Annotated in this window: 18 protein-coding genes and 2 riboswitches; of the genes, 8 read left to right on the forward strand and 10 right to left on the reverse strand. The window is 75.5% G+C overall.

All coding sequences use genetic code 11. The annotated features are described in order from the left end of the window. Positions 1 to 157: 157 nt before the first annotated feature. From QRT04_RS06640 to purL, 3 genes are all read right to left on the reverse strand, one after another. Positions 158 to 1,546, reverse strand: a complete 1,389-nt coding sequence (locus QRT04_RS06640; protein WP_289454373.1) for a cryptochrome/photolyase family protein — start codon at positions 1,544 to 1,546, stop codon at positions 158 to 160. Positions 1,547 to 1,598: 52 nt separating this feature from the next. After that, positions 1,599 to 2,939 (reverse strand): NADP-specific glutamate dehydrogenase, encoded by a 1,341-nt coding sequence (gdhA, locus tag QRT04_RS06645; RefSeq protein ID WP_289454374.1) that lies wholly within the window; start codon positions 2,937 to 2,939, stop codon positions 1,599 to 1,601. A gap of 220 nt (positions 2,940 to 3,159) precedes the next feature. Beyond that, positions 3,160 to 5,526, reverse strand: a complete 2,367-nt coding sequence (purL, locus tag QRT04_RS06650; RefSeq protein WP_289454375.1) for a phosphoribosylformylglycinamidine synthase subunit PurL — start codon at positions 5,524 to 5,526, stop codon at positions 3,160 to 3,162. A gap of 330 nt (positions 5,527 to 5,856) precedes the next feature. On the opposite strand from purL, the gene QRT04_RS06655 reads away from it, so the two are divergent. After that, positions 5,857 to 6,714: a hypothetical protein gene (locus QRT04_RS06655; protein WP_289454376.1), complete on the forward strand. Its 858-nt coding sequence runs from the start codon at positions 5,857 to 5,859 to the stop codon at positions 6,712 to 6,714. Positions 6,715 to 6,866: 152 nt separating this feature from the next. After that, a complete protein-coding gene (locus tag QRT04_RS06660) occupies positions 6,867 to 7,112 on the forward strand; it encodes a LapA family protein (protein ID WP_289454377.1) in 246 nt (81 codons plus the stop codon). Positions 7,113 to 7,288: 176 nt separating this feature from the next. Here the strand turns inward: QRT04_RS06660 and QRT04_RS06665 are convergent, their stop codons facing one another. Then, positions 7,289 to 9,346 carry an acyl-CoA dehydrogenase family protein gene (locus tag QRT04_RS06665; RefSeq protein WP_289454378.1) on the reverse strand — a complete coding sequence of 686 codons (2,058 nt, stop codon included), beginning with the start codon at positions 9,344 to 9,346 and terminating at the stop codon, positions 7,289 to 7,291. Beyond that, the gene (locus tag QRT04_RS06670; RefSeq protein ID WP_407653606.1) at positions 9,343 to 10,110 is read right to left on the reverse strand and encodes a TetR/AcrR family transcriptional regulator; all 768 of its coding nucleotides are present in this window, start codon (positions 10,108 to 10,110) and stop codon (positions 9,343 to 9,345) included. The genes QRT04_RS06665 and QRT04_RS06670 overlap by 4 nt, the downstream gene beginning before the upstream one ends. Positions 10,111 to 10,309: 199 nt before the next feature. On the opposite strand from QRT04_RS06670, the gene QRT04_RS06675 reads away from it, so the two are divergent. Genes QRT04_RS06675 through QRT04_RS06685 form a run of 3 tightly spaced genes read left to right on the forward strand, consistent with a single transcriptional unit; the run spans position 10,310 to position 13,967 of the window. After that, a complete protein-coding gene (locus QRT04_RS06675) occupies positions 10,310 to 11,656 on the forward strand; it encodes an acetyl-CoA C-acetyltransferase (RefSeq protein ID WP_289454380.1) in 1,347 nt (448 codons plus the stop codon). A gap of 2 nt (positions 11,657 to 11,658) precedes the next feature. Continuing rightward, positions 11,659 to 13,035, forward strand: a complete 1,377-nt coding sequence (locus QRT04_RS06680) for a 3-oxoacyl-ACP reductase (protein WP_289455729.1) — start codon at positions 11,659 to 11,661, stop codon at positions 13,033 to 13,035. Beyond that, positions 13,032 to 13,967, forward strand: coding sequence for a MaoC/PaaZ C-terminal domain-containing protein (locus QRT04_RS06685; protein WP_289454381.1), 936 nt, complete (start codon positions 13,032 to 13,034; stop codon positions 13,965 to 13,967). The genes QRT04_RS06680 and QRT04_RS06685 overlap by 4 nt, the downstream gene beginning before the upstream one ends. A 93-nt stretch (positions 13,968 to 14,060) precedes the next feature. On the opposite strand, the gene QRT04_RS06690 is transcribed toward QRT04_RS06685, so the two are convergent. The 3 genes from QRT04_RS06690 to QRT04_RS06700 all read right to left on the reverse strand — a co-directional run bounded on the left by QRT04_RS06690 (position 14,061) and on the right by QRT04_RS06700 (position 16,244). Further along, complete coding sequence (locus tag QRT04_RS06690) at positions 14,061 to 14,588, reverse strand: hypothetical protein (protein WP_289454382.1); 528 nt, start codon at positions 14,586 to 14,588, stop codon at positions 14,061 to 14,063. Positions 14,589 to 14,649: 61 nt separating this feature from the next. Continuing rightward, positions 14,650 to 15,747, reverse strand: coding sequence for a GNAT family N-acetyltransferase (locus tag QRT04_RS06695; RefSeq protein ID WP_289454383.1), 1,098 nt, complete (start codon positions 15,745 to 15,747; stop codon positions 14,650 to 14,652). Between the two features lie 86 nt (positions 15,748 to 15,833). Continuing rightward, the gene (locus QRT04_RS06700) at positions 15,834 to 16,244 is read right to left on the reverse strand and encodes a DnaJ family domain-containing protein (RefSeq protein ID WP_289454384.1); all 411 of its coding nucleotides are present in this window, start codon (positions 16,242 to 16,244) and stop codon (positions 15,834 to 15,836) included. 41 nt (positions 16,245 to 16,285) lie between these two features. On the opposite strand from QRT04_RS06700, the gene QRT04_RS06705 reads away from it, so the two are divergent. After that, entirely contained in the window at positions 16,286 to 16,879 is a 594-nt protein-coding gene (locus QRT04_RS06705) for a pentapeptide repeat-containing protein (RefSeq protein WP_289454385.1), read from the forward strand. 24 nt (positions 16,880 to 16,903) lie between these two features. Here QRT04_RS06705 and QRT04_RS06710 read toward each other — a convergent pair whose 3' ends face one another. Together QRT04_RS06710 and QRT04_RS06715 are read right to left on the reverse strand one after the other, a co-directional pair. Beyond that, a complete protein-coding gene (locus QRT04_RS06710; RefSeq protein ID WP_289454386.1) occupies positions 16,904 to 18,178 on the reverse strand; it encodes an APC family permease in 1,275 nt (424 codons plus the stop codon). Between the two features lie 142 nt (positions 18,179 to 18,320). Beyond that, on the reverse strand, positions 18,321 to 19,703 hold the full coding sequence (locus QRT04_RS06715; RefSeq protein WP_289454387.1) for an aminotransferase class V-fold PLP-dependent enzyme: 1,383 nt from the start codon (positions 19,701 to 19,703) through the stop codon (positions 18,321 to 18,323). A 38-nt stretch (positions 19,704 to 19,741) separates the two neighbouring features. Then, positions 19,742 to 19,856, reverse strand: a riboswitch (SAM riboswitch). A 119-nt stretch (positions 19,857 to 19,975) separates the two neighbouring features. Beyond that, positions 19,976 to 20,078, forward strand: a riboswitch (SAM riboswitch). A gap of 4 nt (positions 20,079 to 20,082) precedes the next feature. Between QRT04_RS06715 and QRT04_RS06720 the strand changes: the two genes are divergently transcribed. After that, complete coding sequence (locus tag QRT04_RS06720) at positions 20,083 to 20,502, forward strand: rhodanese-like domain-containing protein (RefSeq protein WP_289454388.1); 420 nt, start codon at positions 20,083 to 20,085, stop codon at positions 20,500 to 20,502. Beyond that, on the forward strand, positions 20,499 to 21,767 hold the full coding sequence (locus QRT04_RS06725) for an O-succinylhomoserine sulfhydrylase (protein WP_289454389.1): 1,269 nt from the start codon (positions 20,499 to 20,501) through the stop codon (positions 21,765 to 21,767). Before QRT04_RS06720 ends, QRT04_RS06725 begins: the two co-directional genes overlap by 4 nt. The last annotated feature ends 70 nt before the right edge of the window (positions 21,768 to 21,837 follow it).

Genomic DNA, 21,837 nt, shown 5'->3' on the forward strand with positions numbered 1-21,837 from the left:
CGCCCGGGTGTCCCGGGCGGTGCACGCCCGCGGCCGGCGACGGGACCTGCCGGCCGCAGCGTCGCGTCCACCGCGGGACCCGACGAGGACACCCGACCGCCCGTCTCGCGCGCGACATGCGAAACGCTTCGAGCGCGATGAGCCCACCGATCGGGGTTCAGTCGCCCGACGGCGCCCCGCGCGCGGCGCGGTGCGCGTGGTACGCGTCGAGCGCCACCCGGCGTTCCGTCGCGTGGTCCACCAGGCGCGGCGGGTACCCCGGCGGCGGTCCGCCCGGGGCGGCCCACGGCTCGTGCACCGCGGCACCCGGCAGGGCGCGGAGCTCGGGCACCCACCGGCGGACGTAGTCGCCCTCGGGGTCGAGACGCTGCCCCTGCGCGACGGGGTTGAACACGCGGAAGTACGGCGCCGCGTCACGCCCGGTGCCGGCCACCCACTGCCAGTTGAGCTGGTTCTGCGCGGTGTCGCCGTCGACGAGGCCGTCGAGGAACAGCGCCGCGCCGCGCTGCCACGCGACGTGGAGGTCCTTGACGAGGAACGACGCCACGACCATGCGCAGCCGGTTGTGCATCCACCCGGTCTCGGCGAGCTGCCGCATGCCGGCGTCGACGAACGGGTACCCCGTCCGCCCGGCCGCCCACGCGTCGAACGCGGCGTCCGCGGCGGCACCTGTCGCCCAGTCGTCGTCCGACGCGACCGCCCGCAGCGACCGGTGCGTCGCATCGGGCCGGTGCCACAGCACGTCCGCGTGGAAGTCGCGCCACGCGAGCTCGTCGCGGAACGTCGCGGCCGACGCCGGGTCGACGCCCGCGCGCGCGGCCGCCGCGAGGTCCGCGAGCAGCGTCCGCGGGTGGACCTCGCCGTACTTCAGAGCGGCGGACATCGCGGAGGTCCCGGCAAGGTCCGGCCGGTCGCGCGTCCAGCGGTAGTCGGCGAGGGCCTCGGCGACGAACGCGGACCATCGCTCGCGGGCCGCGACCTCCCCGGCGGCCGACAGCGGCACCTCGGTCGAGGCCTCGGGCAGCGGGTCACCGGGCACGTCGGCCCACGGGACGCCGGCAGGCTCGGGTGCCGGTGCCGCCCAACCGTGGTCGAGCCAGGCGTCGCGGAACGCCGTGTAGACCTGGAACGGCGTGCCGGCGCGCGTGACGAGCCGACCGGGCGCGACCGCGTAGGGGCAGCCGGTACGGACGAGCTCGACGCCGAGGGCGCGCTCCACGCGGTCGTCCCGGCGCTGCCCGTACGGCTCGGTGGCCGCGGCGACGTGCACGCTCGGTGCCGCGAGCTCGTGTGCCACGGCCGGGACCACCTGCTCGGGCCGGCCGGTGCGGATCGTCAGGCGGCCGCCGAGTCGCTCGTCGAGCGCCCGGAGCGACCGCGCGAGGTACGCGAGCCGCGGCGTCGGCGGCGACGACCAGAGCGCGGGGTCGACCACGAACAGCGCGGCGACCTCGTCGCCCGTCGCGCGGGCCCGGTCCGCCGCGGCGAGCAGCGCGGGGTTGTCGGCGAGCCGCAGGTCGCGGCGCAGCCAGAGGAGGACCGGCACCGGGCGACGCTAACCGGCGACGCGACGCGACGCGGCGCGCGGCGGGCGGCGGTCAGATCACGCCGAGTGCCAGCATCGCGTCGGCGACCCGCGTGAAGCCCGCGATGTTCGCCCCCACCACGTAGTCGCCAGGCGCGCCGAACCGGTCCGCGGTCTCGAGCGTCCGGTCGTGCAGGTCGTGCATGATCGCCGCGAGCCGCGCCTCGGTCTGCTCGAAGGTCCACGAGTCGCGCGCGGCGTTCTGCTGCATCTCGAGCGCGCTCGTGGCGACGCCGCCCGCGTTCGCCGCCTTGCCGGGCGCGAAGACCACCCGGTTCTCGGTGAGGAGCGCGGCCGCCTTCGGGGTCGTCGGCATGTTCGCGCCCTCGACGACCGCGAGCACGCCCGCGTCGAGCAGCGCACGGGCGTCGTCCTCGTCGAGCTCGTTCTGCGTGGCGCACGGCAGTGCGACCTGGGCTCCGAACGCCCACGGCCGGGCGCCGGGCTCGTAGTGGGCGCCGCGGCGCTGCGCGTAGACCTCGACGGGCAGGCGCTCGACCTCGCGCACCTGCCGGAGCAGGTCGACGTCGATGCCGCGCTCGTCGAGCACCGCACCCCTCGAGTCGGAGCACGCCACGACGTCGGCCCCGAGCTGCTGCGCCTTCGCGATCGCGTGCACCGCGACGTTGCCGGAGCCCGACACCACGACGCGCCGGCCGTCGAGGACCAGGCCGCGGTACGCGAGCGCGTCCGCCGCGAACAGCACCGCGCCGTAGCCCGTCGCCTCGGTGCGCGCGAGCGAGCCGCCCCATGCGAGGCCCTTGCCGGTCAGGACGCCGGCCTCCCACCGGTTCGTCAGCCGCGTGTACTGGCCGTACAGGTAGCCGATCTCGCGCGCGCCGACGCCGATGTCGCCCGCCGGGACGTCCGTGTGCTCGCCGACGTGGCGGAACAGCTCCGACATGAACGACTGGCAGAAGCGCATGACCTCGGCGTCCGAGCGGCCGTGCGGGTCGAAGTCCGAGCCGCCCTTGCCGCCGCCGATCGCGAGCCCGGTGAGCGCGTTCTTGAAGATCTGCTCGAAGCCGAGGAACTTGACGATGCCCGCGTCGACCGATGGGTGGAACCGCAGACCGCCCTTGTACGGGCCGAGCACCGAGCTGAACTGGGTGCGGAACCCACGGTTGACGCGTACGCGGCCCTCGTCGTCGACCCACGGCACGCGGAACACGACCTGCCGCTCGGGCTCGACGATGCGCTCGAGCACGGCCGCCTCGCGGTACTCGGGGTGGCGGTCGAGCACGGGGGCGAGCGAGTCGAGCACCTCGCGGACGGCCTGGTGGAACTCCGGCTCGTGACCGTTGCGGGCCACCACCTGGGTGAAGACGTCGTCGAGGTACTGCTCGGTGCTCATGTCGGCCTGCTCCGGGGTCGGCGTGCTCGTGCGTCGATGCGCACGGAGGGTCGACTCCAGGGGACCAGGTGCTGGAGGCAATTCAGCGGGACGATCGTCCGCTCGCGGGCGAGGCCTTGGTCACGCCCGCGAGCGGCAGGCGGCGCCAGCCGAACCGGCGCGACGTCAGCCGAACCAGCGCGACGGCCGACCGGCTCGGCTCAGCCGCACCGGCGCGGCGTCAGCCGAAGTACGCCGGCAGCGTCCCCTCGTGCGCCTCGCGCGCCTCGTCCAGGCCGATGGTGAACAGCCCGTCGACCTCGACCGCGGGGCCGTGCACGTGGTCGGGCGCGTCCACCGGCACGCCCGCACCGGGCGTGCACGACTCGGCCGTCTCGCCGATCCGCAGCACCGGAACGCCGCGGGCGGTGCACAGGTCGGCGAGCCGCACCTCCTCGGTGCGCGGCACGGCGACGATCGCGCGGGCCGTCGACTCCGAGAACAGCGCCTCGAACGGCGTGACGCCGTCGCGCGCGCACAAGGTCTCGAGCGACACCTGCACGCCCACGCCGTAGCGCAGCGACGACTCGAGCAGCGCCTGCGCGAGCCCGCCCTCCGAGAGGTCGTGCGCGGCGTCGACCAGGCCGTCGCGGGCCGCGTTCTGCAGCACCGCGGCGAGCCGGCGCTCGGCCGCGAGGTCGACCTTCGGCGGCACGCCGCCGAGGTGTCCGTGCACGACCTCGGCCCACGCCGAGCCGTCGAGCTCCGCGTGCGTCGTGCCCAGGAGGTACACGGCCTGGCCGGGCGTGGTCCAGCCGGACGGGACCGCGTCGGCCACGTCGTCGAGCACGCCGAGCACGCCGACGACGGGGGTCGGGTGGATGGCGGAGTCGATCTGGCCGACCTCACCGGTGCCGTTGTAGAGCGAGACGTTCCCGCCGGTCACGGGCACCTCGAGCGTCTGGCACGCGTCGGCGAGGCCGCGGATCGCCTCGACGAGCTGCCACATCGAGTCCGGGTGCTCCGGGCTGCCGAAGTTGAGGCAGTCGGTGACGGCCAGCGGCTTGGCGCCCGTCGTCGCGACGTTGCGGTACGCCTCCGCGAGAGCGAGCTGCGCGCCCGTGTACGGGTCGAGCTTGCCGTAGCGGCCGTTCGCGTCGGTGGCGAGCGCGACACCGAGCCCGGTCTGCTCGTCGACGCGGACGACACCCGAGTCGTCGGGCTGCGCGAGCGCGGTGTTGCCCTGCACGAAGCGGTCGTACTGGTTGGTCACCCACGCCTTGGACGCGAGGTTGGGGCTCGCGAGCAGGCGAAGCACGGTCGCGCGGACCTCGTCGGCCGTCTCGGGGCGGGACAGGCTCGCCGAGGTGTCGGCGACGAGACCGTCCTGCCACGCCGGCCGCGCGTACGGGCGGTCGTAGACGGGGCCCTCGTGCGCGACCGTCTTCGGGTCGACGTCGACGATGCGCTGGCCGTGGTGGTCGATCGTCAGGCGGCCGCTGCCGGTGACCTCGCCGATCACGGCGGTCTCGACGTCCCACCGGCCCGTGATCGCGAGGAACTCGTCGAGCTTCTCCGGGCGGACGACGGCCATCATCCGCTCCTGCGACTCCGACATGAGGATCTCGCCGGCCGTCAGGGTGGGGTCGCGCAGCAGCACGTTCTCGAGGTCGACGTGCATGCCGCCGTCGCCGTTCGAGGCGAGCTCGCTCGTGGCGCAGCTGATGCCCGCGGCACCGAGGTCCTGGATGCCCTCGACGACCTTGGCCGCGTAGAGCTCGAGGCAGCACTCGATGAGCACCTTCTCCATGAACGGGTCGCCGACCTGCACGCTCGGGCGCTTGGAGGGCTTGGTGTCGTCGAACGTCTCGGACGCGAGGATCGACGCGCCGCCGATGCCGTCGCCGCCGGTCCGCGCGCCGAACAGGACGATCTTGTTTCCCGTGCCGGACGCGTTCGCGAGGTGGATGTCCTCGTGGCGGAGCACGCCGAGGCACAGCGCGTTGACGAGCGGGTTGCCCTGGTAGCTCGCGTCGAACACGAGCTCGCCGCCGATGTTGGGCAGGCCGAGGCTGTTGCCGTACCCGCCGACTCCCGCCACCACGCCGTGCACGACGCGGGCCGTGTCCGGGTGGTCGACCGCGCCGAAGCGGAGCTGGTCCATGACGGCCACGGGGCGGGCGCCCATCGAGATGATGTCGCGCACGATGCCGCCGACGCCGGTCGCGGCGCCCTGGTACGGCTCGACGTACGACGGGTGGTTGTGCGACTCGACCTTGAACGTGACGGCCCAGCCGTCGCCGATGTCGACGACGCCGGCGTTCTCGCCGATGCCGACGAGCAGGTGCTCCTTCATGGCGTCGGTCGTCTTGTCGCCGAACTGGCGCAGGTGCACCTTGCTCGACTTGTACGAGCAGTGCTCGGACCACATCACGGAGTACATGGCGAGCTCGGCGGCGGTGGGACGCCGACCGAGGAGCTCGCGGATCTGCTGGTACTCGTCCGGCTTCAGGCCGAGCTCCGCGAACGGCTGCTCGAGGTCGGGCGTCGCCGCGGCGTGCTCGACGGTGTCGGAGGTGTGAGCGGGGCGCACGGGTGCGGTGGTCATCGTTTCCCTCGGGGGCCCGGGGGCCGTTCGCAGGCGGTCCGGGAGTGGCCCGGGACGACCCGCGCGGCCGACATCGGCAACGAGCCACAAGGATACCGGCGGCGCGGAGGGCGACCGGTCAGCTGTCCACGGACGTCGACCGATTGCCTCGGTGCACGTTTCTCATCGACCTCTCATCGTCCGTTGCGTCCGAATCATCCCCTCTGCCCTAGGGTGACCTGGGCGGTCGTCCAGTGTCGTGACGAGCCGCTGACCAGCACCGTTGCGCGCCGCACGCGAACCAGCGCGCGCCTCACCGAACAAAGGGGTCCGATGCTCCGCCGTGCCGCCGTGGCCGCCTCCCTCGCCCTCCTGCTCGTCCCGGCCGCCGCGTCTGCGGCGCACGCGCACGGCTCGGACGACCCGACGCCGTACCGCGTGACGTCGTCGGGCATCGAGCTGCCCGCCGGCGCGACGCTCGGCGACGACGCCGACGTCAACGTCCGCTGGACGCGGGCGAACGTGACGCACGCAGCGAGCCTGCACACGGGCCACGCGGGCGACAGCGGCCACCGCTGGGCGTCGGCGCACACCGTGACGTGGGCGGAGCTCGGCGTCCCGACGGGCGCGTGCGTCACGTGGGTCCAGGTGAGCGGGTACGACGAGCACTTCGGCGAGGGTGGCCAGAAGCCGGTCAGCGTCACGCAGCCGCCGAACGACTGCCCGCGCGGGACCCCGACCGGCTCCCCCACGCCCCCGCCGAGCGCCACACCGGCGGCGCCGCCGACGCCGCACGCGTGGCCGCGGCACCACCACCCGGGCCGCCACCCGCAGCCGACCTCGACGACGTCGGCGCCCGCACCCTCCACGACCGCGAGCGCCCCCGCGCCGGCCCACCCGGCGACGGGGCCCGTCCGGCACGGCTCGACGCCCGAGGCGCACCGGCCCGCGCCGGGTGGCGACACCCCGGCCTCGCACGTCGAGGACTCCGCGCCCACGTCGTCGGCGACGGCAGCGGGCACCCCCGACGACGACACCACGCCCGACGCGACCCCGTCGCCCACCGCCTACGTGCTGGCGGACGACGACGCGACGCTCGCCTCGACGGGCGGCGACGCTCGCGGACCGGCGGCGCTCGCCGGGGCCCTCGTGCTGCTCGGCGCCGCCGCGACGGTCGTGGCGCGCGCGCGTCGCGGCGCACCCCGCTGACGACGTACCGGCGCCCGGCGGCCCCTCCCGTCGCCCGACGCAGGCCGGCCGGTGCGCCTCGGCGCGCCGGTCGGCGCCGTCGCGAGCACCATGTCCTCCATCAGGGTCGCGCCCGCCCCGGAACGCCGCGGCCCCGGACGACGGGGGTCGACATGTCAGCTCCGGATCAGAAGGTCGAGCGGTCGAACGGCGTCAGCTGGCGGCTCGTGGTCGGCATCGTGCTGCTCGCGGCCGTCCTCGTGCTCGTGCTCCAGAACACCAAGGAGACGACGTTCGAGCTGTTCTGGATGAGCGTGAGCGCGCCGCTGTGGATCCTCGTGGTGGCGTCGCTCGTGCTCGGCTTCCTGATCGGCTGGCTCCTGCGCAGCCGCCGCAGCAAGCGTCGGGCGAACGTCTGACGGGTGCGGGCCTCGCGTCGAGCGCCGCCCCCCCTCGCCCAGACACGAACAAAGCCGCGACCACGTGACTGTGCACTCACGTGGTGGCGGCATTGTTCGTCGTCGGGCCGGCAGCGGGACGCTCGTCGGCCCCGCGTGCGGGTCGGGCGGCCACGGCCGCCCGGGGGGTGGCGCCTTCAGTGGCGCTTCTCCGGGACCGGTGCGTCGCCCGAGGCGCGCTGCGCCCGGTAGTACGCGCGCGCCTCGTCCTGGCGCGCGGCCTCGGCGCCCGACGCGATCGCCGCGCGGACGTGCACCTGGTCGTAGCCGAACGCGTCGACGAGGCCCTGCGCGTGCGGGCGCAGTCGCGTCAGCAGCCGGTCGATGTACGACGTGACGGTCCGCGCGCGGTGCGCCGACAGGCGCCCGTTGACGAGGTACCAGGCGAGGTGCCGCTCGACGAGCGAGAGCCCGAACAGGTCGCGCAGCCACGTGAGCACCTGCGTGGTGCCCGCGTCCGACACGCGGTCGAGCGCCGCGGTGAACGACTCCCACTGGATCAGCTCGGCGTGCGCCCGAGCCGCCTCGACGAGGTCGTGCTGGTGCGCGTTGAACAGCGCCGCCGCCGTCGCGGGGTCCGCCTTGTGCGCGGGCCGCAGGGCGGTGGCGACCTCGGCGACCATCGTCTCGACGCGGTCCACGAGCAGCGCGCGCTGCGTCTCGGCGTCGCGCAGCTGGCCCGCCGAGCGGCGCGGGTCGCCGGCGTCGCTGATCGTCTGCACGGCACGCGTCAACGGGGTCCGGTACCGCGCCGCGTCAGCCGCCCGCTCGGCGACGAGCCGCGCGACCTTGACCGCGTCGAGGTGCTTGAAGGACGTCGAGTAGTCGGCGAGCAGCCGCTTGCCCACGAGCTGGTAGAGCACCGTGTTGTCGCCCTCGAACGTCACGTAGACGTCCATGTCGGCGCGCAGCCCGACGATGCGGTTCTCCGCCAGGAAGCCCGCACCGCCGCACGCCTCGCGGCACGTCTGCAGCGTGGTGAGCGCGTGCCAGGTGGACGTCGGCTTGAGGGCGGCGGCCAGCGTCTCCAGGTCCTCGCGCGTCTCGGGCGTGTCGTTGCGGCCCGAGAACACGTCGTCGAACGCCGCGAGCAGGTCCTCGTGCGCGAAGCCCGCGGCGTACGTCTCGGCGAGCAGCGGGAGCAGCCGGCGCTGGTGCTCGGCGTAGTCGAGGACGACCACCTCCTCGGCGCCCGGTCCCGCGAACTGGCGGCGCTGGTTGCCGTACGTCACGGCGATCGCGAGCCCCAGCCGGGCGGCCGAGACGGCGGCCCCGTCGAGGGAGACGCGCCCCTGCACCAGCGTGCCGAGCATCGTGAAGAACCGGCGGCCGGGGCTCTCGATCGGCGAGGAGTACGTGCCGTCCTCGGCGACGTCGCCGTACCGGGCGAGCAGGTTGGTGCGCGGCACGCGCACGTGGTCGAACCAGAGCCGGCCGTTGTCGACGCCGTTGAGGCCGCCCTTGAGCCCGTCGTCCTCGCCGCCGACGCCCGGCAGGAACTCGCCGGTCGCCTCGTCGCGGATCGGCACGTACACCGCGTGCACACCGTGGTCGACGCCTCGGGTGATGAGCCGGGCGAACACCACGGCCGCGGTCGCGTGCTGCCCCGCGTTGCCGAGGTAGTCCTTCCACGCCGCGCGGAACGGCGTGTGCACCACGAGCTCCTGCGTCTGCGCGTCGTACGTCGCGGTCGTCCCGATCGCCGCGACGTCGCTGCCGTGGCCGGTCTCCGTCATCGCGAACGCGCCCGGGACCCGGACGGACAGCGAGTCCGCCAGGAACTCGTCGTGGTTCCGCTCGGTGCCCAGGTGGTAGATCGCCGACGCGAACAGGCCCCACTGCACGCCGGACTTGATCTGCAGCGACGGGTCCGCCGACGTCAGCTCCTCGAAGCGCGCGAGGAACCCGCCGTGGTCGTTGGCGCCGCCGAACCGCTCGGGGAACGAGCGGTGCACGTCGCCCTCGGCCGCGAGCAGACGCAGCTGGCCCAGCACGCGCTCGCGGTGCTCGGCGAGCGTCAGGTCGTCCTGCTTGTGGAAGCGCGGGTCGGCCATGAGGCGGCGGGCGCCGAGGCGCAGGTCGGCGTAGTGGCCGAGCAGGACGCGCTGCAGGTGGGCGACGTCGAGACCCGCGTCGCGGTCGAGCCGGGGGTCACCCAGCTCGGGCGCGTCGGGGCGGTGCTCGGTGGTGGTCATCGGGACTCCTTCGTGCCGGTGGTGCTGGAGGTGCTGGGCGCGGGCTCCGCCGCGACGGGTCGGCCGCGGTCGCGCGCGAGCAGGCCGACGGGCCCGGCCCACAGCCACGCCGCGACCTGGGCGGTGAGGGTCTCCCTGTCCGGCGCGCCGGGGACGTCGCGGTGCGCCAGCCACCACTCGCCCGCGCCGCGCACGAAGCCGACCGCGCCGGCGGCCCACGAGTCGACGAGCGCGAGGCGCGCAGCGTCCTCGGGGTCGGCCGTGGCGGTGCCGGGGAGCGGGGCGTCGTCCGGGCGGCGCGCGACGCGTCGGCCGTCGGGCTGCTCGGCCGTGAGCCCTCGGGCGAACGGCGCGGCCACGAGCGCGGTCACGGAGTCGAGGAAGTGGCCGAGCGGCCCGCCCGACTCGATCGACCCGTCGCGCGTGACGAACGCGTACACGTGCGGCGACGACTCGATCATCTCGAGGTACACGGCGACCATGGCGCGCAGGCCCTCGCGGGGCGTCGGCGCGACGCGGACCACGCCCTCGAGCGCGCCCTGGATCTGCAGCACGACGGCCTCCGCGACCGCGATCTGCAGGCCCGTCTTGTCCGCGAAGTAGCGGTAGACGATCGACTTCGAGGTGCCGGCGGCCGCGGCGATCTCCTCCATGGAGACGTCGGGGCCCTTGTGGTGGACCGTGCGCCGCGCGATGCGCACGAGCTCGGCTCGGCGCGCCTCCCGGTGGTCGGCCCACCGGGTGGACCGGCCGTCGATCGGCATCTCCGGCGGCGTCCCCTGGTGCGCCACACGCGGGCGTGCGGCATCGTCGCGATGCGAGGAGGGGCCCGTCTCCTTCGACGGGCCCGCTGTGATCGGGCTCACGACACCGAAGGTATCAGGTACTCTCGGTCCTGGACACAACAGACGGGACCTTCGTCCCTGGATCCGACCATCAGAGCCGATGAGAGGAACGCACGCCATGCCACCCACCGCCCGCCAGGCCGCCGCTCGAGCAACCGGCCCCGCGCCGCGCCGCGCGCTCGTGCTGGGCGGCAACCGCATCCCGTTCGCCCGCGCCGGAGGCGCCTACGCCCGGTCGAGCAACCAGGACATGCTCACCGCCGCGCTCGACGGCCTCGTGGCCCGCTACGGCCTGCAGGGCGAGACGATCGGCGAGGTCGCCGCGGGTGCGGTGCTCAAGCACAGCCGCGACTTCAACCTCACGCGCGAGTCGGTGCTCGGCTCGTCTCTCGCCCCGACGACGCCCGCGTTCGACCTGCAGCAGGCGTGCGCGACGGGGCTCGAGACCGTCGTCTCGCTCGCGAACAAGATCCGTCTCGGCCAGCTCGAGTCCGCGATCGCGGGCGGGGTCGACTCCACCTCGGACGCGCCTGTCGCGGTGTCCGACCGGCTGCGGCGCGCGCTGCTGGAAGCGTCGCGCGCCCGGTCCGCCGGCGCCCGGCTCGCGGCGCTCGCCAAGGTCCGGCCCCGCGACCTCGCGCCCGCCACGCCCCGCACCGACGAGCCGCGCACGGGCCTGTCGATGGGCGAGCACCAGGCGCTGACCACCGCGCAGTGGGGCATCTCGCGCGAGGCGCAGGACGAGCTCGCGCTCGCCTCGCACCAGCGGCTCGCGGCCGCGTGGGACGCCGGCTTCTTCGACGACCTGGTCACCCCGTACCGCGGCCAGACTCAGGACGGGAACCTGCGCCGGGACACCTCGCTCGAGAAGCTCGCAGCGCTGAGGCCGACGTTCGGGCTGGCGCTCGACACCCCGGCGACCATGACCGCCGGCAACTCGACTCCTCTGACGGACGGCGCGGCGACCGTGCTGCTCGGCTCCGAGTCGTGGGCGGCGGCGCACGACGTGACGCCGCTCGCCGCGGTGGTCGACGCCGAGGCCGGCGCGGTCGACTTCGTGCACGGCGTCGACGGGCTGCTGATGGCGCCCGCGTTCGCGGTGCCGCGCCTGCTCGCGCGGAACGGCCTGACGCTGGACGACTTCGCGTACGTCGAGATCCACGAGGCGTTCGCGTCGACCGTGCTCACGACGCTCGCCGCGTGGGAGTCCGAGCAGTTCGGGCGCGAGCGGCTCGGGCTCGACGGCGCGTTCGGCAAGGTCGACCCGGCGCGGCTCAACGTGCACGGGTCGTCGCTCGCCGCGGGCCACCCGTTCGCCGCGACCGGCGGGCGCATCGTGGCGACCGTCAGCAAGGAGCTCCACCGCGCCCGCGTCGCCGCGCCCGGCGGACCGCCGATCAGGGCGCTGGTGTCGGTCTGCGCGGCCGGCGGGCTCGGCCTCACCGCGATCCTCGAGGCGGCGTGACCATGGGCGATCGCTACCTCGACCTCGTCAACCACGGCTTCGCCGCCAAGGTCGCGAAGCAGCTCGGACTGCCGCGGCCCGTCCCCCTGCGCCGGTACGTGCCCGGCCAGCCGCTCGTCGACGGACCGCTGCTCGTGCTCGGCGCGGGCGACGACGCGGACGCCGTCGCCCGGTTGCTCTCCGGTCCGGCCGGCGGTGCGGGCGGCCCGGTGCTCGACGGCTGGGACCTCGACGTCCACCGTCGGCCCACCGCGGGCGCGCGCTATGCGGCCGTGGTCGTGGTGCTGACCGGCCTGACGCACCCGTCTCAGCTCGCGGAGCCGATGCTGGCGGCCGGGTCGGTGCTCCGCGAGCTGGCGTCCGCCGGTCGGATCGTGACGATCTCCCGCGCGGCGACGGCCGCGGACGCGCCCGCCGTCGCGGCCGCGCGGCAGGGCGTCGACGGCATGCTGCGCTCGCTCGCGAAGGAGCTCCGCGGCGGGTCGACGGCCAACGGCATCGTGCTCGCGGACGGCGTGCCGGTGCAGGCCGCCGCGGCGGTCGCCCTGCTGCGGTTCCTGCTCTCGCGGCGGTCCGCTTTCGTCGACGGGCAGCTGCTGACCGTCGACTCCGAGGCCGGCACGCTGCCGACCGACTGGGACCGCCCGCTCGCCGGGCAGGTCGCGGTCGTGACGGGCGCGGCCCGCGGCATCGGCGAGGCGATCGCCGCGACGCTCGCGCGCGACGGCGCGACGGTCGTGGCCGTCGACGTGCCCGCCGCGGGCGAGCAGCTCGCGGCCGTCGCCAACCGGGTGCGCGGCACCGCGCTGCAGCTCGACGTGACGGCCGCCGACGCGGGCGCGCGCATCCTCGAGCACGCGCTGCAGCGGCACGGCCGGCTCGACGTCGTCGTGCACAACGCGGGCATCATGCGCGACAAGCTGCTCGCCAACATGACGCCCGACCGGTGGGAGTCCGTGCTGGCGGTCAACATCGGCGCGCAGCTCGCCATCAACGAGGCGCTTCTGACGAGCGGCGACTTCACGGCCGCGCCGCGCATCGTCGCGCTCGCGTCGACGTCGGGCATCGCCGGCAACCGTGGGCAGACCAACTACGGCGCGTCCAAGGGCGGCGTCATCGGCATGGTCCGCGCGACCGCGCCGCTGCTCGCGCCGTTCGGCGGCACCGCCAACGCGGTCGCGCCGGGGTTCATCGAGACCGACATGACGGCGCACATCCCCCCGGTGACGCGGCAGATCGCGCGGCGGCTCAACTCGCTGCAGCAGGGCGGGCAGCCGGTCGACGTGGCCGAGACCGTCGCGTTCCTCGCGTCGCCCGCCGCGTGCGGCTTCCAGGGGCGGGTGCTGCGGGTCTGCGGGCAGAACATGGTGGGCCAGTGACGGCAGCCGTGCCGCCGACCGGGGACGGCCTCGGCGACCGGCGCGTCGTCACGCTGCCCGCGGTGCCCGCACTCGGTGGCCTGTACGTCAAGGGGCTCGCGGGTGTCGCGACGAGCGTCGTCGGGCGACGGCTCGGGCGCGGCTCGGGCGCGCTCCCGGACGTCGCGTACGAGGTCGCGGGGGTGCGCGCCGACGCCGCGCGGCTCACCGCGTACCAGCACCTGGTCGGCGAGTCGGCGTCCGACGCGCTCCCCGCAGGGTTCGTGCACGTGCTCGCCTTCCCGCTCGCGGTGGCCGTCATGACGACGCCCGGCTTCCCGTTCCCGCTGGTCGGCGCGGTGCACGTGGCCAACCGGGTCGAGCAGCACCGGGAGGCGCGGCTCGACGAGCCGCTCACGCTCCGCGCCTGGTCGCAGGGGCTGCGGTCGCACCGGGCCGGGACGCAGGCCGAGCTCGTGGTGACCGCGTCGGACGCGGACGGCGAGCGCGTCTGGACCGGGGTGTCGACGTACCTGGCGAAGGGCGTGCACCTGACGGACCGCCCGGGCCCGGCCGACGACCCCGCCGAGGAGCGCACGCCGTTCGTCGCACCCGTGCCGACCGGGCGCTGGCAGCTGCCCGCCGACGAGGGCCGCCTGTACGCGGCGGTCTCGGGCGACCGGAACCCGATCCACGTCTCGTCGCTCGCGGCCAAGGGGTTCGGCTTCCCGCGGGCGATCGCGCACGGCATGGACACCGCGGCCCGCGCGCTGGCCGCCGTCGGGGCCGCGCACGGGCCGGCGTTCGTGTGGACCGCGGAGTTCGCCAGGCCCGTGCTGCTGCCCGGCTCCCCCGCGGTGCGGGTCGCGCGAGACGTCGACGGGTTCGCGTACGCGGTGTGGGACGCGCGCAGCGGGAAGCCGCACCTCACGGGGACCGTCAGGCCGGTCTGACGAGTCACGGCTCCGTCTGCGGCGCGGCCGGGTCGCCGCGGCCGGGACGCCGCGGGCAGCGGACCGGCGACAGCGCCTCGGTATGGCCGCGCGTCAGCCGGCGGGGCGGCCGTCGTGCGCGAGCGCCTCGCGGACCAGTGCCAGGCCGGTGCGCACCCGGTGGCGCAGCCGGTCCGCCTCGCCGGCGGTCCACTCGGGCGCGTACTCGTCGAGGCCGATCAGCCAGGGCACCGTGGCGAGCGTCAGCTTCTCGTGGCACGCCTCGTCGAGGTCGTCGCCCGCCCACGCGACGCCCGTCGACGCCGCGACGTCCGCCGCGAGGTCCCAGACGGCGAGCGCCGAGGTCAGGTCGAGGTCGCCGGCCCCCGCCAGCCACGCGTCCGACGGGCCGAGGTCGAGCTCGTCGGGGGTGTCGTCGGGCGGCGCCTCGTCCCACCCGCGGGCGCGGACGGCCGCCACGCACGCGCGCACGTCGGGCCACGAGAGCACGCGGCCCTCGTCCGCCGCGAGCACGTCGACGTCGTCCTCGTCCGGGCCCCACCAGACGACCCGGGTCACCTCCGGCAGCACGACGACCACCGGGTAGCCGTCGAGCGGTCGGCGGCTCAGGGACGTCGGCACCGGCACATCGTGCCCGGACGCGGACGCACCCGCGGCGCGCCGCGCCGACCCGGCCGCGCCGTCAGGCCAGCCAGCCCGTGAGGCTCGCCAGGTCCGCGGCGACCTCGTCGGGCGTGCGGCCGTCCGTCGGGACGCGGTGCACGTCGGCGCCGGCCTCGGCGTCGAGGCGGCGGGCGGCCACGTCGGAGCGCGACACGTGCGCGTCGTACGAGGCACCGTGCTCGCGCCGCGCGAGCCGCTCGCGCGCGGTGTCGTCACCGGCCGTCAGCAGCACGCTCGTCACGCGCGGCGCGTCGCCCATCGCGGTCGCGTACGCCGCGGCCTCGAGCACCGCGACGGTGTTCGTGACCACGAGCCGCCGGTGGCCGAGCGCGCGGTAGCGGGCCCACACCGCCGTGAGGTTCGCCGCCGCGGCACCCGCCGGGAACGGGTGCGCGAGGTCGAGCGCGTCACCCTCGACCACGGCGTGCCGCACGTCGTGCGCGGTGAGCAGGTCGTGCAGCGCGAACGCCGCGGTCGACTTGCCGACGCCGGCCCGGCCTCCGACCACGAGCAGGTGCGAGCGCTCGTCACCCTCAGCGGCGCCCGACCCCGCGAGCCGGCGGAGCAGCCGCGCGCGGGCGGCCGGCCACTCGTCGGCGAGGATCGAGAAGTACACCGTGTCGCTGCGCGTGCCGTCGGGCCGGACGCGGTGCGAGCGCAGCCGGCCCTCCGGCACGGCGCCGAGCTTCGTGATCGCCGCGACCGAGGGCGCGTTGCCCGCGTCGGCCCGCAGTGCGACGCGGTCCATGCCCCAGACGTCGAACGCGTGCGTCAGGAGCGCGAGCTTGGTGGCGGGGTTCACGAGCGTCCCCCACACCCGCGGGTCGTACCAGGTGTGGCCGATCTCGAGGCGCGCGAGGCGGTGGTCGACGTCGTAGAAGGACGTCGAGCCCACGACGTCGCCGGTCGCGGCGTCGAGCACCGCGAAGCCGTACCGCCCGGGCGTCGCGAGGGCCCCGTCGACCTGCGCGAGGAGGTCGACGCGGCCGGTCGGGGTCGGCGAGGTCATGCCGCGCCACACGAGCTCGTCCGTGAAGGCGGCGAGCGGCGCGGCGTGCTCGGCGGCGAGCGGGACGAGGCGGACGCCGGGCGCGGTGAGCTCGAGGTCGTGCTGCATGGCGGCGATCGTCGCACCCGGCCCGCGACGCGGGCGTGCGCATTCCGCGGCCCGGCGGCCGAGCCGGCCTCTCGCGGCCCCCGGGATCAGCCGCCCGCGTGCGCCTCGCGCCAGGCCGCGAGCGCCTCGTCCACGTCGAGCAGGCGGACGACGACGGGCGGCAGGCCGGGCAGCGCGGGCCGCAGGCGGTCCTCGAGCACGAGCCGGTTGAACCCCTCGACCGCGTCCCGCACGGCCTGCTCGCTGCGCAGCGACGGCACGCCGCCGCGGACCCGCTCCCGCTCGCGCCGCAGGATGACCGACGCAGGCGCGAAGGCCGAGAGGTCGCCGCCCTCCTCGCGGATGCGGCGCTTGGCCCACCAGTCCGGGTCGTTCACGTCGGAGAGGTCGAGCGGCTTGCCGGCGCCCGGCAGGTCGTCGAACTCCCCGCGGCCCTGCGCCTCGCGGATGCGCTGCTCGGCGATGTCCGCCCACCGCCGGATCCCGGGGTCCGTCATGCGCTCCACCGTACGTCGCGCCCGTCGGGCACGATGGCGGGGTGGACCTGCTGACGCCCGGCGCGGATCTCGACGGCCTGACGCTCACGGGCGACGCCCTCGACGGGCAGGACGGCGAGTCGGCGCGGATCCTCGAGTGCGCGCTCGAGGGGTGCTCGCTCGACGGCGTCCGCCTCGACCACGCGCGCGTGCTCGACACCACGCTCACCGCGTGCCGCGCGGGCGAGCTGAGCGCACCCTCGTCGACGTGGCAGGACGGCACGTGGACGGACCTGCGGATCGGCGCGCTCGTCGCCTACGGCTCGTCGTGGGACCGGGTGCGCGTGACGGGCGGCAAGCTCGACTTCGTCAACCTGCGCGACGCACGCCTCACCGACGTGACGTTCGAGGGCGTGACGATCGACGAGCTCGACCTGGCACGCGTCACCGCGCGGCGCGTCCGGTTCGACGAGTGCCGCGTGCGGCGGCTCGACGTGACCGGTGCTGCGCTGACGGACGTCGACCTGCGTGGCGTCACCGGGCTGACCCGGATCGACGGCGTCACGTCGCTGCGCGGCGCGACGATCTCGGGCGAGCAGCTCGTCGAGCTCGCGCCGGCGCTGGCCGAGGCCGCGGGGATCACCGTCACCGGCTGAGCCGTCGGGCCGGCCGAGCGGTCGTCAGTCCGCCCGAGCGCGCCGGCGCGCGACGACCGCCCGGCCGAGCAGCCCGACCGCCAGCACGGCGAGCCCGCCGGCCACACCGGCGAGCGGCAGCGTGAGCGCGAGCACGACGCACCCCACCAGCCCGAACACCTGCAGCGCGCGCGGGGATCGCCGGTCCGGGCCCGTCTGCGTCCACGCCGACAGGTTCGCGATCGCGTAGTAGAGCAGCACGCCGAACGACGAGAACGCGAGCACGCCCGTGAGGTCGGTCGTCAGCACGAGCAGCACCACGAGCGCGGTCACGACGAGCTCGGCACGCGCCGGCACCTGCCGCGCGGGGTGGACGACCGCGAGCGGGCGGGGCAGGTCGTGCTCGCGCGCCATCGCCAGGCTCGTGCGCCCGATGCCGGCGAGCAGCGCGAGCAGCGAGCCGAGCGACGCGGCGACGGCGCCCACGCGCACCCACGGCTCGAGCCCGGGCGCCACGGCGGCCGCCGCGTCGGCCACCGGCGCGTGCGAGGCCGCCGTCCCGTCCGGCCCGAGCGCGGCGAGCACGACGAGCGCGACCGCGAGGTAGACGACCGCAGCGACGGCGAGGCTGACGGCGATCGCCCGCGGGATGGTGCTGCGGGGCTCACGTACCTCCTCGCCGAGCGTCGCGATCCGCGCGTACCCGGCGAAGGCGAAGAACAGCAGCCCCGCCGACTGCAGCACGCCGACCACGCCGTGCGCCGTCCCGCCCGCGACGGGCGGGTGGTCGGCGCCGGCCGCGCCACCGACCACGAACGCGCCGAGCACCAGCAGCGTGACGACGAGCAGCACGCGCGCGGTCCGCGCCGTGCGGGTGACGCCCAGGGCATTGACCACGCCGAGCGCGATCACGACCGCCGCCGCGACGACCCGGCGCCACCAGCTGTCCGGCACCAGGTAGGTCGCGACGGTCGTGGCCATGACGGCGCACGACGCCGTCTTCCCGACGACGAACGACCACCCTGCCGCGAAGCCCCACCACGGCCCGAGCCGCTCGCGGCCGTACGTGTACGTGCCACCGGCGAGCGGGTAGGCCGCCGCGAGCTGCCCGCTCGCGGTCGCGTTCGCGTAGGCGACAGCGCCGGCGACGACGAGCCCGACCAGCAGCGCGCTCCCGGCGGCGCGGGCCGCCGGGCCGAACACGACGAACACGCCCGCGCCGAGCATCGAGGACAGCCCCACGACGACCGCGTCGAACGTACCGAGCCTGCGGGCCAACCCGCCCGGGGTGCCCGGGGCGGACGGGGGCGGGACGGTCACGCAGGTGATCCTGCCAAGCCGCGCCGCGGGCCCGCGACCAGGGCCGGGGCCGTCGCGGCCGGAGCCCGTCGCGGCCGCGGACCGACGTGCTGGTGGACGCGACCGGCAGCCGGGCGCGGCGTGCCGCCGACGCGGGGTCGGGTCAGTCGTCGAGCGCCGGCCCGCACGCAGCCGCGGCGGTCGCGGCGAGGTGGTCGAGCCCGTGCACGTGGACGAGCGGACGCGGGTCGTCTGCGACCGCCCAGCAGCTGTCGACGACCTCGTACCGCGAGCCCGGGCCCGCCGCGAGGTACGCGGCGACACCCGCGACCAGCCGGTCGACAGCCTCGCTCGTGGTGCCGACGCCGACCGACGCCCGGATCGCGCCGTGCGACGCGTCGAGGTGCGCCAGCAGCGGGTGCGCGCAGAACCGTCCGTCGCGCACGCCGATGCCGTGCTCGGCCGCGAGGTACGCCGCGACGAGGCCGGCGTCGTGCCCCGGCACCGTGAACGTCAGCACGCCGACGGGCGCGGCCGAGTCCGGCCAGATCCGCGCGACGTGCACGCCGTCGATCGCCGTGAGGCCCTCGACGAGCCGCGCCCGCAGCGCCTCCTCGTGCGCCGCGAGCGCGCCGGCGGGGAGCGCGGCGAGCTGGTCGCACGCCTCCGCGAGCGCGATCGCCCCGATCACGTTCGGCGAGCCGGCCTCGTGCCGCGCGGGCGCGGGCTGCCAGATCGTCCGGTCCGTGCGCACGTCGCGCACCGCACCTCCCCCTGCGAGGTACGGCACGCCCGCGTCGAGCCAGTCGCGGCGGCCGACGAGGGCCCCCGCACCGAACGGCGCGTACGTCTTGTGGCCGGAGAACGCGACGTAGTCGACGTCCGTCGCGGCGAGCGAGAACCCGCGGTGCGGCACGAGCTGCGCACCGTCGACCGCGACACGCGTGCCGACGGCGTGGGCGAGCTCGACGACCGCGTCGATCGGCAGCGCCTCACCGGTCACGTTGGACGCGCCGGTGATCGTCACGAGGGCGTACGACCCGCGCGCGAGCTCCGCCCGGAGCGCGTCGAGCGTCGCCGCGACCGTCGCGCCGATCGGCAGCACGGTGGTCGTGTGGCCCTGCGACGTCCGCGAGTGGACCCACGGCAGCAGGTTCGCGTGGTGCTCGAGGTCCAGCACCAGCACGGACCCCGGGACCACGCCGGCCAGCAGGTTGAGCGAGTCGGTGGTGTTCCGCGTGATGATCGCGACGTCGTCCTCGCGAGCGCCGACGAACCGCGCGATCGTCTGGCGCGACGCCTCGTAGAGCGCGGTCGACACCTGGGACAGGTAGCCGGCGCCGCGGTGCACGGACGCGTAGAGCGGCAGCACCTCGGTGACGCGCGCCGCGACGGCCTCGAGCGCGGGTGCGCTGGCGGCGTAGTCGAGGTTCGCGTACACGCGCTGCGTGCCGTCGACGAGCGGGACGGTCGTCGACGCGCCCACCACGGGCAGCAGCGCCTCGACCGTGGTCAGACAGTCGACGTTCTCGGCGAGTGCGGTCACGGCAGGCCTCCGGACGGGTCGAGGGACCCGTGTAGCAGGCCCCGCGCTTGCCGGCACCGGACGGTGCACGGCCAGGTCGTCACCCGGGGCACCCCACCGCGGTAGGAGGGTTGCCGGCCAGCGAGCCGGGGCTTCGCGCTGGCGCTCATGACCTGCGTCGAGGGTCGCGGCCCGCGGCGGGACGTGTCAACGCGGGCACGCCCATGTCTCGCATGGCGGGATCTGATGTCCAGGTGTTGGAGAGCAGCCCGCACCGGCGGGTAGCATCGCGGCCACCATCCAGAGCGGCCGAGAGATCTGGCTCGACGACGCCGCAGCAACCCGCCGGACGCAGCACGCGGACCGGCACGGTGCTACCGCCAGGATCGATGGAGGATCGATGCCCTACGCCGGCGACCTGACCCCTCAGCAGGCGTTCGACCTGCTCACTTCGGACGACCGTGCGGTGCTGGTCGACGTCCGCACCGACGCCGAGTGGCGCTACGTCGGCATCCCCGACCCCGCGGCGGTCGACGGGCGCGCGGCGCTCATCGAGTGGATCACCTACCCGTCGGGCCGGCCGAACCCGCAGTTCCTCGTGCAGCTCGCCGAGACGGGCCTCGAGCCCGGTGACGCGCGGCCCGTCGTGTTCCTGTGCCGGTCGGGCGCGCGCTCGATCGCCGCCGCCGAGGCCGCCACCGCCGCGGGCTTCGGCCCGTCGTACAACGTGCTCGAGGGGTTCGAGGGCGACGTCGGCGCCGACGGCCACCGCGGCCACACGGGCTGGAAGGCCGCAGGCCTCCCGTGGCGCAACCTGTGACCGGGTCGGAGACCGGCCGGGTTCCGGGCCCCGCCGACTGGGACGACCGCCGCGCGCCGCGCGACCAGCTGCGCCCGGACACGCTCGCGGTCCGCGGCGGGCTCGTCCGCTCGCAGTTCCACGAGATCTCCGAGGCGCTGTTCCTCACGCAGGCGTACACGTACGACTCGGCCGCGCAGGCGGAGGCCGCGTTCTCGGGCGAGGTCGACCGGTTCCTGTACTCGCGGTACGCGAACCCGACGGTCTCGACCTTCGAGGAGCGGCTGCGCCTGATCGAAGGCGCCGACGCGTGCACGTCGACCGCGTCCGGCATGTCGGCCGTGTTCACGTCGCTCGCGGCGCTGACGAAGAGCGGCTCGCGGATCGTCGCGTCTCGCGCGCTGTTCGGCTCGACGGTCGTGATCTTCGACGAGATCCTCGCGCGCTACGGCGTCCGCACGGACTACGTCGACGGCCACGTGCTGTCGCAGTGGGAGGACGCGCTCGCGACGCCGGCCGACGTCGTGTTCTTCGAGACGCCGTCGAACCCGATGCAGGACCTCGTCGACATCCGCGCCGTCTCCGAGCTCGCGCACCGGGCCGGCGCGACCGTCGTCGTCGACAACGTCTTCGCGACGCCCGTGCTGTCCAAGCCGCTCGAGCTGGGTGCCGACGTCGTCGTCTACTCGGCGACCAAGCACATCGACGGCCAGGGCCGCGTGCTCGGCGGCGCGATCCTCGGGCCCCGCGAGTACATCGACGGACCGGTGCAGCAGCTGATCCGCAACACCGGGCCGTCGCTCTCGGCGTTCAACGCGTGGGTGCTGCTCAAGGGCCTCGAGACGATGTCCCTGCGCGTCCGGCACCAGGCGTCCGTGGCGCTGCGCGTCGCGCGGTGGCTCGAGGAGCAGCCCGGCGTCGCGTCGGTGCGGTACCCGTTCCTCGCGTCGCACCCGCAGCACGAGCTCGCGAAGGCGCAGCAGACGGGCGGCGGCACGGTCGTCACGTTCGACCTGCGGGTGCCCGAGGGCGCGAGCGCCGACGTGGCGAAGAAGGCGACGTTCGCCGTGCTCGACTCGCTGCGCATCATCGACATCTCGAACAACCTCGGCGACGCCAAGTCGATGGTCACGCACCCGGCGACGACGACGCACCGCAAGCTCGGCGCGGAGGGCCGCGCGGCCGTCGGCATCGCCGAGTCGACCGTGCGTCTCTCGATCGGGCTCGAGGACGCCGAGGACCTGATCGCCGACCTCGCGCAGGCGCTGGACGCCCTCGGCGCCTGACGCCTGCGGGCGAGCCGGGCGCGCACGGCACGACCCCGGTCCGCGCGTCGCCCTCGTCGGCGGCGCGCGG

It is taken from the genome of Cellulomonas alba, assembly GCF_030362835.1.
GTDB lineage: Bacteria > Actinomycetota > Actinomycetes > Actinomycetales > Cellulomonadaceae > Cellulomonas > Cellulomonas alba.